This window comes from Polynucleobacter sp., assembly GCF_040400325.1.
Classification (GTDB): domain Bacteria; phylum Pseudomonadota; class Gammaproteobacteria; order Burkholderiales; family Burkholderiaceae; genus Polynucleobacter.
This window is the reverse complement of sequence record NZ_JBBAQK010000002.1, coordinates 50494-64712: the sequence shown is the minus strand read 5'-3', so window position 1 is coordinate 64712 and position 14219 is coordinate 50494. Positions and strand designations below refer to the sequence as shown.

The 14219-nt window shown below is 44.7% G+C and carries 10 protein-coding genes; 1 reads left to right on the top strand and 9 read right to left on the bottom strand.

The window, feature by feature from the left end:
• Positions 1-2 precede the first annotated feature (2 nt).
• The 9 genes from ntrC to hrpA all read right to left on the bottom strand — a co-directional run bounded on the left by ntrC (position 3) and on the right by hrpA (position 12837).
• The gene (gene ntrC, locus ABWP14_RS03055) at positions 3-1454 is read right to left on the bottom strand and encodes a nitrogen regulation protein NR(I) (protein ID WP_353201509.1); all 1452 of its coding nucleotides are present in this window, start codon (positions 1452-1454) and stop codon (positions 3-5) included.
• A complete protein-coding gene (gene glnL / locus ABWP14_RS03050; RefSeq protein WP_353201625.1) occupies positions 1451-2572 on the bottom strand; it encodes a nitrogen regulation protein NR(II) in 1122 nt (373 codons plus the stop codon). Before glnL ends, ntrC begins: the two co-directional genes overlap by 4 nt.
• A gap of 26 nt (positions 2573-2598) precedes the next feature.
• Positions 2599-4014: a type I glutamate--ammonia ligase gene (gene glnA / locus ABWP14_RS03045; RefSeq protein WP_353201508.1), complete on the bottom strand. Its 1416-nt coding sequence runs from the start codon at positions 4012-4014 to the stop codon at positions 2599-2601.
• 206 nt (positions 4015-4220) lie between these two features.
• Complete coding sequence (locus ABWP14_RS03040) at positions 4221-5075, bottom strand: competence/damage-inducible protein A (RefSeq protein ID WP_353201507.1); 855 nt, start codon at positions 5073-5075, stop codon at positions 4221-4223.
• A complete protein-coding gene (locus tag ABWP14_RS03035) occupies positions 5068-5937 on the bottom strand; it encodes an EI24 domain-containing protein (RefSeq protein WP_353201506.1) in 870 nt (289 codons plus the stop codon). Before ABWP14_RS03035 ends, ABWP14_RS03040 begins: the two co-directional genes overlap by 8 nt.
• 30 nt (positions 5938-5967) lie before the next feature.
• A complete protein-coding gene (locus ABWP14_RS03030; RefSeq protein ID WP_353201505.1) occupies positions 5968-6939 on the bottom strand; it encodes a sterol desaturase family protein in 972 nt (323 codons plus the stop codon).
• Positions 6940-6942: 3 nt separating this feature from the next.
• Positions 6943-7740, bottom strand: coding sequence for a polysaccharide deacetylase family protein (locus ABWP14_RS03025; protein ID WP_353201504.1), 798 nt, complete (start codon positions 7738-7740; stop codon positions 6943-6945).
• A gap of 1 nt (position 7741) precedes the next feature.
• Positions 7742-8755 carry a YVTN family beta-propeller repeat protein gene (locus ABWP14_RS03020; protein WP_502930136.1) on the bottom strand — a complete coding sequence of 338 codons (1014 nt, stop codon included), beginning with the start codon at positions 8753-8755 and terminating at the stop codon, positions 7742-7744.
• Between the two features lie 59 nt (positions 8756-8814).
• The gene (gene hrpA / locus ABWP14_RS03015; RefSeq protein ID WP_502930133.1) at positions 8815-12837 is read right to left on the bottom strand and encodes an ATP-dependent RNA helicase HrpA; all 4023 of its coding nucleotides are present in this window, start codon (positions 12835-12837) and stop codon (positions 8815-8817) included.
• Positions 12838-12854: 17 nt separating this feature from the next.
• Between hrpA and argA the strand changes: the two genes are divergently transcribed.
• On the top strand, positions 12855-14219 hold the full coding sequence (gene argA / locus ABWP14_RS03010; RefSeq protein WP_353201503.1) for an amino-acid N-acetyltransferase: 1365 nt from the start codon (positions 12855-12857) through the stop codon (positions 14217-14219).

Below are 14219 nucleotides of genomic sequence, written 5' to 3'. Positions count from 1 at the left end.
AATCAGTCATCTATCCCAAGCTCCTGCAGCTTACGAGTAATGGTATTACGACCAATGCCTAATCGTTGAGCCGCCTCCACTCTGCGTCCGCGCGTCACTTCAAGTGCAGCCTGTAAAACTGCTTTTTCAAAACGAGCACTCAGAGCATCGTACACCTCTTGATCGCCATCTTGCAGCATTTTAGCCGCCAAACGGCCAAGACCACTCTCCCAATCACTAGCTGTAGCTTTAACTCCTATGAGATTTTCAGGAGAAGATTCACCATGCAAAATAAGAGTAGGCGCACTGGCCTCGGCAACAATGTCAGCAGGTAAATCGCTTAGTCCAATTACATTGGCAGGCGTCATTACCGTCAGCCAATGACATAAGTTCTCTAATTGACGAACATTACCTGGAAATGGCATTGTGCTGATTTCTTTTAAAACCTCGTCTGAGAGTTTCTTGGGATCTACACCGAGAGACTTGGCGCAAATGAGCATGAAGTGTCTAGCTAAGGCAGGAATATCCTCACCACGTTCACGTAAAGAAGGCATCCGCAAACGAATCACATTTAAACGATGTAATAAATCTTCGCGGAATGCGCCTGAAGCAACACGTGTCTCTAGATTTTGATGCGTAGATGCAATGATGCGGACATTTACTTTAATGGGATCTTGACCACCAATGCGATAAAAATGTCCGTCTGTTAAGGCACGCAATAATCTAGTTTGTAAATCGAAAGGGAGATCTGCAACCTCGCCCAAAAATAAAGTACCTCCATCAGCTTGCTCAAAACGGCCACGACGTAATGTGAGCGCCCCCGGAAAGGCGCCCCGCTCATGGCCAAAAAGCTCAGATTCTAATAAATCTTTTGGTACTGCAGAGGTACTCAAAGAGACAAAGGGTCCCTTAGCACGCGGGCTATGTTTATGCAAAGCGTGGGCAACCAATTCTTTACCAGTCCCAGATTCACCTGTAATCAGAACGGTCGCATGAGATTGCGCTAAGCGCCCAATCGCACGGAAAATTTCCTGCATTGCTGGCGCCTGACCAATAATCTCACTAGCATCTTGGCGCCAGCCTACAGGTTCTTTAGCGCCAGATTCATTGCGAATTCCTTGCTCCACTGCCCGATGAATGAGTTCAATTGCTTTATCCACATCAAAGGGTTTTGTTAGGTACTCAAACGCACCACCCTGAAAAGAGGAAACCGCTGAATCCAAGTCGGAGTATGCCGTCATGATAATTACGGGCAAGCTTGGATGACTGGCTTTAACATGCTGCAGCAGATCTAAACCGTTTCCACGTGGCATCCGGATATCCGAGATCAACACTTGAGGGATCTCTTTATCTAGAGCATTCAGTACATCATTTGGATTAGAAAAGCTTTTATGCGGAATATTCTCACGCGCTAGTGCTTTTTCTAATACCCAACGAATGGATTGATCATCGTCAACGATCCAGATTGGTTTCATGAGCTTGTCTCCTGCCTACGGTATGGAATTTGAATATGAAAATCGGTACGTCCAGGGCGACTATCGCATGCGATAAATCCCTGGTGCTGCTGAACAAAGGTTTGCGCTAAGGTTAGACCTAAGCCGCTACCACCTTCTCTGCCAGAAACGAGTGGAAAGAAAATGCGTTCGCTAATATCTTCTGGAATGCCAGGGCCGTTATCAATCACGTGAAGATCCAAAGCGAGTTTGTAGCGCTGCTTTGATATTGTGACTGATCTTGCGATACGGGTTTTGAGTTCGATTTGAGCAGCTCCTAAAAGAATCTCTTCAGTAAGCGCTTGTGCAGCGTTATGCACAATATTTAGGACTGCCTGAATGAGTTGTTCGCGATCACCCAAAATATCTGGCAAGCTGGTGTCATAGTTCCGAATAATTCGCAGACCCTTAGGGAATTCTGCTAATACCAAACTACGCACGCGCTCCAAGGCCTCATGCAGATTAAAGGACTCCATCACATGAGCTTTACGATGTGGAGCCAATAAACGATCCACTAAAGTCTGTAAACGATCTGACTCTTTAATAATGACTTGCGTGTATTCACGCAAACCTTTCTCAGGCAACTCAAACTCTAATAATTGCGCAGCCCCACGAATTCCGCCTAAGGGATTTTTAATCTCATGCGCTAAATTACGCATTAACTGTTTATTTGCCTCTACTTGCTGCGTAACACGCTCATCACGCTCACTTCTTAACTGCTGATCAATCGGAAACCATTCCATCATCATGAGCGAAGGATCCTCCAATGGGGCTATCACCACATGTGCCGGTATAGAGTCCTGATGAATACTGCCGGGTAATGAATGCAGCACCATTTCTTGACGTTGAGCTGCGGCATGGCCAAGCTTAACCTCCTCAACCATCGAATTTAAAGCGTTGTTATCACCAAATAAATCATGCACAGATTGACCCTCAAGTGATTTACGTGAGAGATCCAAGGCAGCCTCTGCAGCCGGATTCACATAAATCAATTGATAGCCTTCTGCCTCAAATACCACAATGGCATTTGGCATCTGATCAAGCAATGTCGGAAAAAAAGGAGCAGCCGAAGCTGCTCCCTTGAACGAATTGCGCAACAGACCTGCGCTCAAGTTCTCTCCTTCGCTTACAGGGAGTAATACATATCAAATTCGATTGGATGGGTTGTCATACGGAAACGTGTGACATCTTCCATCTTCAAATTGATATAGGCATCAAGCATAGACTCTGTAAATACACCACCGCGAGTCAAGAACTCATGATCCTTCTCCAAGGCAGCCAATGCTTCTTCTAGGCTTGCGCAAACGGTTGGGATCTTTGCATCCTCTTCAGGTGGCAAGTCATACAAGTTCTTATCAGCAGCTTCGCCTGGGTGAATCTTATTCTGCACACCATCTAAACCAGCCATCAAGAGTGCTGAGAATGCCAAGTATGGGTTTGCCAATGGATCTGGGAAACGAGTCTCAATTCGACGACCCTTAGGACTAGAAACGTGTGGGATACGAATTGAAGCAGAGCGATTACGTGCTGAGTAGGCCAACTTCACTGGAGCCTCAAAACCTGGAACCAAACGCTTGTATGAGTTTGTGCCTGGATTGGTGATCGCATTGAGCGCTTTAGCATGCTTAATAATGCCGCCAATGTAGAACAGCGCGAACTCTGACAAACCAGCATAACCATTGCCAGCAAATAAGTTCTCACCATTTTTCCAAACAGATTGATGAACGTGCATACCAGATCCGTTATCACCTACTACTGGCTTAGGCATAAAGGTTGCAGTCTTGCCATAAGCATGAGCAACGTTTTGAACAACGTATTTCTGCCAAATAGTCCAGTCAGCGCGCTGTACTAATGTGCTGAACTTAGTGCCTAATTCGTTTTGACCTTGACCAGCAACTTCATGGTGATGCACTTCAACTGGAATACCCAATGATTCGAGAATCAAACACATTTCAGAACGCATATCTTGGAATGTATCTACTGGCGCCACTGGGAAATAACCACCCTTCTTACCTGGACGATGACCAGTATTACCGCCTTCGATTACTTTTGATGAGGACCATGGAGCCTCCTCGGAATCTATCTTCACAAAGCAACCCTGCATGTCAGCACCCCAGCGAACGCCATCAAAAATAAAGAACTCTGGCTCTGGACCAAAGTAAGCTGTATCTCCTAAACCTGTACTCTTCAAATAGGCCTCTGCACGTTTTCCAATAGAGCGTGGATCACGGTCATAACCTTTGCCGTCAGCAGGCTCGATCACATCACAAGTCAAGACCAGAGTTGGCTCTTCATAAAATGGATCAATGTATGCAGCTGTTGGATCTGGTTTAAGCAACATATCGGATGCTTCAATTCCTTTCCAGCCAGCAATAGAGGAACCGTCAAATGCATGACCATTCTCAAACTTGTCTTCGTCAAAGGCGGAAATAGGCACTGTAGTGTGTTGTTCTTTACCCTTTGTATCCACAAAGCGGAAATCAACGAAAGTACATTCCTTCTCTTTTACTAACTTCATCACATCAGCGACGGTCTTCGTCATGCAAATCTCCTCTATTAACTAAATTCGGAATTCAAACTTAAGGCATACACCCTTGTTCATTCCAGGCACCAAACATGCCTAATGGATATGTGTAATTTACTGAAGTAAACAAGTGAGAACAGCTATTATTGCACTGTTTAAGTGCTCAAATAGCTGTTTAGTAGGTAGTAAAGCCTATTTTTGCACCAATATAGTGCAAATATGATCTAGGTAATATCGTGAATTTCATACCCCAACTCTTGGGTACCCGTCCGCAAAGCAGACCAGGCGCTCTCCAGTAAATTGGCATTACCTTTAATGCCTAATTCGATATGGCGCTCAGCATAGACCCCGCCTTTTGAGGCATCACCCACTGAAGGTAGGCTAAACACCTTCACCCCTGGAAAGCTGGCCTCTATTCGCTCCATTAAAGGGGTTAGAGCTGACTCAATTCCCTTGGGAACAATGAAGCTTTGCTCACACCAGTTTTCCTGATGAAAAAGTTCTTTGTAATGCGTATCGAGACTCCATGCCATCATCGGGGCTGCCATTACTGGAAAGCCTGGCACAAAGTGATGCTCTTGGATCCGAAAGCCCGGAATTTGGTTATAAGGATTAGGAATAATTTCGCTTCCAATCGGAAACTCACCCATCTTAAAGCGATGCTGATTCTCAGGCCTACTGAGATCGGCCTTAATTGGATCTCCTTCTGCCGTCGACTGAATACGAGCTGTAATTAACTCTTTTGCAGTTGGATGTAATTGTGTTTTTGTTCCTAATGCAAGTGCTGCGCACTGACGTGTGTGGTCATCTGGTGTTGCCCCAATTCCCCCGGTACTAAAAACAACATCGCCACTGGCAAAGCTTGCTTTAAGAGTTGCTGTAATTTGATCGGGATCATCGGCAACATATTTTGCCCAAGACAAGCTAAGGCCCCGCTCATTGAGCAACTCAATCAGCTTACTCATATGTTTATCCTGGCGCCGCCCTGACAAAATCTCATCACCAATCACGATCAAACCAAAGCGGCGAGATGTTTTTGCTGGTTCATCAATGAGCACTTTTTTTAATGCATCAACCATGGTACGGGAGCTCCATATCAACTACACGACTTTCTATAGTAAGTGATTTTGCCAATTCTTCATGCCTTAATTCTTTTAAAGCGTCTAATAAAAAATGACTAAACCACAAAGCCGCAAATACAAAAATAAGAGAGTAAATCCAAAGTGCTACAAAACTCACAATCGGAAATAAAATGAGAGCTAATGCCGAAGTTGCCCAAAAGAAAGTAGGGACAGCCCCAAGCATGCCTGACACTATGCCCATTGTCAGTAGCGACCAGCGGTATTTTTCGAGCAACACATCGCGCTCTTCAGAGCTAGCATGATTAGCAAGCACATCATAAGACATCAAACGCATCGTCAACCAACCCCATAATAATGGGGGCAATACTGCTACTAGAGGGGGAACCCACCATACCGGCAAAGTCAACAACACTAAAGCCAAACAAATTAGCGCAGACCACAGTGTATAAACCAAGCTACCAAAGAAGCCTCCACCTCTTTTGTAATCTAGATCTTGATAGGCAGCCTGCTTGGCCACAATATTCACAATCGCTGGAACAGTCGAAAAGGCGATAAATACTAGCAAGCTGATTGTGATGAGCGGAATAATCAACATGACAAAAAATAATGGGGCAATCCATGCTCGCGCATTTTCAAATCCAGCCCAAATCAAGCCATCTTGAATCCAACTAGTAAATATGGATGTTGTTAAGAAAATACTGAGGATCTCTAAGGCTGGAGTCCATGTCAGCCAAATTAAGCAACCCCAGAGGACTGACACGATTAAAAAAGGACGTAGACTAAGCCACAGCATTCGTGGATGCATAGTGCCGACTAAGGCAAAGCCAAAAGACTTCAATACTTGCTGTAAACCAATCATATGATTCCTTATGTATGCAAAGCTGCATACCTACTTTGGCAATAATGCTCTTGCTGAATGAACCAATCCCTGCCATTGCTGAGTCAGGATATTGTGCGATACCGTTAAGTTTCGCACGCCTGTGGGATAAACCTTATCTGGAAAAATAGCTGTTTTGAACAACATATCCCACCAAGGGAATAAAACACCAAAATTACATCCGCCTAAGACACCAGGCTTTCCTATAGCTTCATGTCCATAGCCTACCGCATGATGCATGCGGTGATACATCGGTGAAATCAACAAATAGCGTGCCCTACCTAAATCCACCTTGAGATTAGCATGCTGCCAACTTTCTATCAATTGGCCTAAAGCGACCAAGAGTACAAATTGACCTGGAGGCACGCCAATGAACAAAGCCACTAAAGATAAAGTTAATGCCCGCATGATGTCATCTAATAGATGATTACGATTATCAGACCATGCAGTCATTACGGTTTGACTATGATGCAATGCGTGCAACTGCCACCACCAATTAAAAGAATGTGAAGCACGGTGATATAAATAATCTACAGCATCTAACACGAGCAAATAAATGAAAAAGCTCACCAGAGGAATTGAACTGACACCAGGCCACCAGGATTCCACATTCAGACGTTCAAAGCGAAAATCGTGCAAAACAGAATCAATTTCGAAGAAAAGACCCGATAAGGCTATAAATAGTATGCCGTGAAAAATTCCTAAGCGATGGAAAAGGGAGTAGATGACATCTACCCTGCTAGATTTTGAAAAATGTTCTTGTACCTCTGCTGGTTTGAAGCGTTCCCACACTCTTAAAACAAATATGATTAATAAAACTTGCATACAGCCAAATAGAAACCAGTCAATCCCATCAAATGCATCTTCTGCTAGAGACATGAGGTCGAATTGATAGAGTAAGGGCCCTACAATATTTGTAAAAATCCATTCCTGAACGCTGCCATGAGCATTCGAAATTGAAGTGCCTATCAAATTAAAGTCCATGGCTTATTTTGACTTATTTAAATGGGATTTGGGTAGAAGTCCAAAACAAAATCCACGATTTTTGAGATTCACAATCAATTGCTCCAGTACAGCAGGCGCCCAAGGATCTTTTCTAGACCAAATACCTAGGTGGGCCATGGTGACATCACCATCAGCAATGCTTTTGCTTGCCTTTGTTAGCAATTTCTCATTGGGATGTTTATCAGAATCTAATTCATCGCCTAAAAATCCAGCCCCCGCCCACCCTATATGTTCATATCCACACATATTCCCCATCTTAATTAGAGTAGGAGAAGTTTTACCTCCAGGTGCACGCCAAATCTTTTCTAAAGGCTGACCAGTCAATTCTATAAAGCGTTGATCAACTCGCCGAATTTCCTTACACATACTTGCTTCGTTATAGAGCAAAGTCATTCCGGCCTTCGGTCCAAACTGGGGCTTTTCAAATACCTCACCCTTAGGTCCATCCTTAACAAAATACATATGATCATAGGTATGGCTACCAAAGCGATGGCCTTCGCGAACCCTTGCTTGCCAGTAGGCTTGCCAAGAATCGTCTAAAGCAAAGTCACCCCGAGATGTTTTTTCATTGGAAAGAAAGAAAGTCGCTTTTACATCTTGACGCTTCAAAATCTCTGCCACTTTTTCTGCGACAGACATATTGCCTGTGTCAAACGAGAGGTAAACAGTCTTATTGCAGCTCTGGGGCTGAGCGCTAACCTTAAATGAACAGCAGCCGATTAAAACCGCGGCTATAAGACCTCTAGAAAGATGACTTAGTTGCCCTAGCTGCCTTAACATCCTATTCCCACGCAGCTCTTGGATAGAAGAAAACACCGTGAGGAGACTTTCCAACCGGAATGACTGTCATTAACTTCATCGATGGGATATCAATCACCCCCACCTTTTTGGAGAACCGAAGAGTAACCCACAATGTCTTACCGTCCGGCGTAATTTCCATATCGTCTGGGCCCGCAGGTAAACCGGTAATGTCTCCCACCTTCTCTAAGGTCTGCATATTAATCATACTAATAGAAGAGGCAATACGATTGGTTACAAAGACGTGTTTTTTATCGCCGAGAGGTCGGAAATTGTGCGCACCCTTACCAGTAAAAATCCGCTTTACTTCTTTGCGATTTTTCCAGTCAATAACTTGAACATTATCTTCGCCGGTTGCGCCAAGCAATAAATACTGATCGCCTGGAGTCATCCATAAGCCGGCAGGAACCTTGGCGGTGGGCATTTTCCAGAGTACATTTTGCGTATCTAAATCAATCGCGGCCAACTCGTTAGAATCTTGCAGAGTGATAAAGGCAATTTTGCTATCCGCTGTAAAGGCAATATGACTTGGTGTCTTTGCTAGCTTTACAGTCTTGGCTAACTTTAGATTTGCGCCATCAGCAGCATAAATATCTACACGATCTAATCGATTACCGTTAGCCACAAACCATTTATGATTTGGCGAATAGCCAATTTGATATGGATCGATGATGTTTGGGATCCTACCCGTGAGCTCACCAGTCGTTGGATTCATTAAGACCACATCATTACCAACAGCATTGGCAATCAATAATGTCTTCTCATCAGGTGTCATCATTAAATGATGAGGCTCCTTGCCAACCGCTAGCGTCTTCACCACTTTGCGTGTTGGCATATCAATCAAGCTAACAGATGCATCTCCTGAATTGAGAATGACAGCCAATTTGGGTTCAGCCAAAGCGCTTGGCAGCGCAAACGTGAGTGGGCTGAGAAAAAGAAATAAAAGCCTAGTGAACCCGGGAATGCGAAATCTTAGAAAAGTGGTAAATATATACATTGCCATATTGTAAGCAATCAAAGGCCAAAAAAAGACCTTCAAAGCGGCGAGGATTTGACTTAGCGCAAGCTTGCTAAAACCTTTTCTAGGCGCTTTAAGGACATAGGGGTCGGGGTTTTGAGTTCTTGGGCGAAGAGCGCCACCCTTAGCTCCTCTAGCTGCCAACGGAAATCCTGTAAACCCTGATCCTCAAATAAGGTATAGGAGGCCGCCCCCTTATTGCCTTGGAGCAACTTTTGCCAAGGCCTAGCGACCGACTCCCAGTCTTTTTGACATTGCGCATCACGACTAGGATTAGAGCGTAATTTATCAATTCTTAGAGCGATAGCCTTGAGATATCTTGGCAGATGAACCAACTGAGTATAGGGAATCTCAGATACCAATTTTGGAAAAATCAATGCTTGTAGTTGAGCTTGAATATCTGTGTATGCACTCGGGGAGGCTGCTTTTGCTTGTGCCAGTTTTTTCTGTAGATCGGCATTTGCTTGCAGCGCAGCGAGTGCATGTTTGCTAATTTCTTGAGCTATTAAAGCTAATCTGGGCTTGCCTGCTTGTAGGCGCTGTTTAAATTGCTCTGCTGTTATAGGCAGGTCATCAGACATCAACGCTCTCTCAACCGCCAAATTCAAAATCTGCTCTACGAGGCTCTCTACTGATCCGATATTAAAAAATAACAAACCTAAGTCACGTAATCCGGGTAATTGCTTTTGCAAGGACTTTAGCGTTTCTTTATTAGCCAAAATAAATAAGCGTCGCAATCCTTGCCAATGCTGTTTACGAGCTTCTTGCAGATCATCAAATACTTCTAAATCAACAAAATCATTACGATCGACTAAGGCTGGATAGCCAAAGAGTGTTTGATTACCCCTCTGAATTTCAAGCGTCTCTGGTAACTCACCAAATTCCCAAGTTTGATAACCACTCTGCTCTACCTTGCGGGTAGCCTCCTGCTTGGTTTGAGTGATCTCAATACCGAGTTCAGTCTGGGCGGTCTCTTGAGCGATGGCCTGAAAAGCACTGCGGGCGGACTCGCCGAACTCAGATCGTAAGCGTGCTAAATTGCGCTCTACCTCTAATTGACGTCCATGCTCATCAATCAACCTAAAGTTCATTGAGCAATGCAAAGGTAGTACTTCGGGTCTAAAGTCAGTGCGCTTAATTTCTAACCCGCGCTCTTGGCGCACATCAGCCATCAAATCCTCTAAAAAGTCACCAGCGCCAAACTGCTTTTGCTCCAGCTTACGCTCTAAAAATGATTTAGCGTATTCCGGAAGCGGTACACAGTGACGCCTCAGTTTTTGAGGAAGTGTTTTTAATAACAATAGGACTTTCTCTTCGCACATCCCAGGTACTAGCCACTCGCAACGACGTCCATCTACTTGGTTGAGCTGTGTTAGCGGAACCACTAAAGTGACACCATCTTTTGGGCTACCAGGCTCAAAATGGTATGTCAGGCCTAGTTCAGCACCGCCTACCAATATCTTTTTAGGATAACGATCTACTGTAATGCCAGCAGCTTCATGACGCATTAAGTCGGCTTTAGATAGGCATAACTGAGAATCCTCCTCAGGAACTTTTTTTAACCATATCAACAGTTGCTCTCGACTACAGACTGACTGTGGAATGCGTGAGTCATAAAAAGCAAAGAGTAAATCGTCATCCACCAAAACATCAGGTCGGCGAGAGCGATGTTCAAGGGCTTCAATTTCTCGAATCAAACGGCGGTTATGCCAAAAGAATTTAAACAGATTAGGGTACTTTTTCTTGGCATCAGCCTCGGTTTCTCGCTGCAGTGCTGGTGAGTCCATGCGCCCAAACATCGCTTCTTCAACCAAAGCCTGACGAATAAATAGCTCTCTTGCTTCTACAGGGTTATTGGGCTCATAACGCACTTTGCGTCCATGGTAGATCGGTAAGCCATAGAGGGTGCCGCGTTCAAAAGCCATCACCTCACCTTGGCGGTTATCCCAAAAAGGATCACTTAAGGATTTAATGAGGCGATGCACTGCAACGCGCTCTACCCACTGTGGCTCAATTTTGGCTATTGTGCGAGCATACATTCGGGTGGTTTCTTGCAACTCTCCGGCCAGAATCCAGGCGCCCGCTTTTTTACCAAGGGTAGATCCAGGCCAAATGAAAGGACGAATGCCTCGTGCACCAACATAAGCGCCGGTTTTACTACCGCGCTCTTGTGACTTTTCATCCTCCTCTTTTTTGGCAACATAACCCAATAAGCCTGTTAGTAGGGATATGTGGACCTGCTCATAAGTAGCTGGTAAGTCATTATCTTTCCAGCCTTTTTCTCCCAGCATGGTATGAAGTTGGCCATGCACATCACGCCACTCACGTAAGCGCCTAGGTGATAAAAATTTACTCCGACAAAGATTTTCTAATTGACGATTGCTATGCTTGTGTTGCAAAGCGTCCTGATACCAGTTCCACAGTTTTACAAAGCTCAAAAATTCAGAGCGTTCATCGGCAAACTGCAAATGTGCTTGATCTGCTGCACCAGCTTGATCTAGCGGTCGCTCTCGAGGATCTTGGGTTGATAAAGCTGAAGCAATAATGGCAACTTCTTTGATTGCATTCTGTTCTTTGGCAGCCAACAGCATCCTACCAATGCGTGGATCAAGGGGTAAATCAGCTAACTGCTGACCTATTATCGTTAATTTAAAACTCTGATTGATGTCTTTATTATCACTATCAAGACTCTCATCAAACTCAATTGCACCCAGCTCATCTAATAACTGCACGCCATCTGCGATAGCCCTTCCGAATGGTTTATCGATGAAGGGAAAATGCTGAATCCGAGGCAAACTTAAGGCACTCATTCGCAATAAGACTGCTGCCAATGAGCTTCGCAAAATTTCTGGATCCGTAAACTTCGGACGGCTTTGATAGTCCTGCTCGCTATATAAACGAATACAGATACCGTCTGATACCCGCCCACATCGGCCCGCCCTTTGATTGGCGGCTGCTTGAGAGATCGGCTCTATCTGTAATTGCTCTACTTTATTGCGGTAAGAATAGCGCTTTACTCTAGCTAAACCACTATCAATCACATAACGAATATTGGGAACAGTTAAAGAAGTTTCAGCAACGTTCGTCGTCAGAATAATGCGGCGACCATTACCAGTACTAAATACCCGCTCTTGTTCAGCCACTGATTGGCGCGCAAATAAGGTGAGTATCTCTGGATGAAATCGCTGCTGTAAAACATGATCCTTACGTAATACTTCTGCACAATCCCGAATTTCACGCTCGCCTGGCAAAAAGACTAAGACATCGCCAGCGCCCGAAGCCCCTTCACGCCAGACATTCGCAATTTCTTCAGCAACGGCATCCGGGATTTCTTTAACAACTTTGGATTCTTTTTTCCCGTCAGGTTTAGCATCAGGCTCTAGGGGGGCATAACGCTGCTCAACTGGAAACAAGCGACCACTGACCTCTACGACTGGTGCTAATTTGCCATCGATTGCAAAATGCTCGGCAAAACGTTTTGCATCAATCGTTGCAGATGTAATGATCAACTTTAGATCCGGCCTCTTTGGCAACAGTTGACGAAGATAGCCTAGTAGAAAATCAATATTCAGGCTACGCTCATGGGCTTCATCGATGATCAGAGTGTCATAGGCACGTAACTGAGGGTCACGCTGAGTCTCAGCTAACAAAATACCATCCGTCATCAATTTGATTGATGCTCCTGCGCTGGTTTTATCAGCAAAGCGCACTTGATAGCCCACATCCTGACCAATGGGTGAGCCTAGCTCTTGGGCGATTCTTTTGGCAGTTGCAGTCGCAGCTATGCGGCGAGGCTGGGTATGACCAATCAATTTCCCACCATTGATGGTTCCCCTTCCCAATTCGAGGCAAATCTTTGGCAACTGAGTCGTCTTACCCGAGCCAGTCTCACCGCAGACAATCACCACCTGGTGTGATTGCAAAGCTTTCTGTATGACTTGACGCTGACTTGAGACAGGTAATTCCTCGGGAAAGCGGATTTCGAGCTTGCGTAAGGTGTTGGAAGCAGGCACAGGCTTTGGGATTGCTTTGGGTTTTTGTTGGTTTATGGGCTCTTGCACCCTATAATTTTCTCACTATGTCGACAAATGCTCCAAACCTGGGCTCAGATGCCCAAGAATCTCCCTCCAATTTCCCTTTTGTGGGATGGTTACGCGATGTTGCACCCTATATACATAGCTTTCGAGAAAAGACCTTTGTCATCGCTTTTGCTGGGGAACTCGCTCAAGAAATAGGTCTTGAAAATCTGATTGAAGATATTGCCATGTTGCATGCCATGGGAATGCGCATCGTTTTGGTTCATGGCATTCGACCACAAATTGAAGAGCAATTGATGTTGCGCAAAATTAAAAGTAAGTTTGGTAAAAGTACGATGCACAGCTACCGTATTACTGATGCCGCCGCTCTTGAATGTGTCAAAGAGGCTGCAGGCGAACTTCGCTTAGATATTGAAGCGGCTTTTAGTCGTGGGCTTCCAAATACTCCTATGGCAGGCTCACGCATCTCCGTCATATCGGGTAACTTTATTACCGCAATGCCAGTTGGTGTAGTTGAGGGCATTGACTACATCCATACTGGCTTAGTACGCAAAGTTGACTCTATTTCAATTAAGCAGTCATTAGATAATAATAAAATTGTACTGTTAAGCCCTCTTGGATTCTCGCCAACAGGACAGGCATTTAATTTAGCCTATGAGGATGTTGCTGCCTCTACTGCTGTAGCGTTAAAAGCCGATAAGCTGATCTTTTTAAGCCCCTATTCTGGTCTCAAAGATGTCGATGGCGACATCATTACTGAATTATCTCTTCCCCAGTTACAAGACTATGTCACCGAAAATAAAAAGATCGAGATGGGCATGAAGAGTCTACTCAATATTTCAGGGCGAGCGATTCGTGCAGGAGTGGGCCGTGTGCACTTCTTGCCATGTAATCGAGATGGTGCATTACTTGAAGAACTCTTTACCCATGATGGTATTGGCATGATGCTGGCTTCATCTGATATTGAAAACTTACGCGAAGCCAATCAAGATGACGTTGGGGGTATTTTGCAACTGACAATGCCTCTAGAAGATGAGGGCATTTTGGCTGCACGCGGACAGGACGTTATCGAGCGAGATATTCAACGCTTCTCGGTGATTGAGCATGACCGCGTCCTATTTGGATGCGCAGCCCTCTTCCCCTTTCCTGACGGCGTTGGAGAATTAGCCTGCCTTGCTGTCGATTCTGAGGTTCAAGGCGCTGGAGACGGAGAACGTCTTCTGAAGCGTATTGAGATGCGTGCTAAGCAAGAAGGTATTAAGAAATTGTTTGTTCTCACCACTCGAACTGAGCATTGGTTCTTAAAGCGTGGCTTTAAACGCGCTACAGTAGATGACTTACCTGAAGAGCGTAAACAAATTTATAACTGGGATCGTAAGTCCATGGTTTTAACTAAAGATTTATAA